Source organism: Cupriavidus sp. 8B, from assembly GCF_054589115.1.
In genome coordinates, this window is sequence record NZ_BAAILO010000533.1 from 1 (window position 1) to 422 (window position 422).

Below are 422 nucleotides of genomic sequence, written 5' to 3' on the forward strand. Positions count from 1 at the left end.
GCACAGCCTCGGCAGTCGGATCGTGACTTACGCTGATGATCTCGTGATCTTGTGCAAACGCGGCAAGGCTGATGAAGCCCTGTCAGCGATGCGAGCAATCATGGGCAAGCTGAAGCTCACGGTCAACGAGGAGAAGACACGAATCTGTCGGGTCCCGGAAGGCGAGTTCGACTTCCTGGGATACACGTTTGGGCGGATTTACTCGGCAAAGACTGGCCAGCCCCGCATGGGAATGCGGCCGTCGAAGAAGAGTATCCGGCGGATGGTCGAGAAGGTCCATGCGCTGACCGCCCTGAAGACGGGATGGCAAGAGACCACGGCGATGGTGGGCAAGTTGAACCGCATGCTGCGCGGCTGGGCCAACTACTTCAAGGTAGGAACGGTCAGTCGCGCATACCGTGCACTCGACAGCTACGCCGCGA

At 59.7% G+C, this 422-nt stretch carries 1 protein-coding gene; it reads left to right on the forward strand.

Translation table 11 applies throughout. The features are described from left to right. Positions 1 to 22 precede the first annotated feature (22 nt). Positions 23 to 422 (forward strand): group II intron maturase-specific domain-containing protein (locus ACYP5B_RS47280; protein WP_459574266.1); only part of this gene is annotated, 400 nt, incomplete at its 3' end.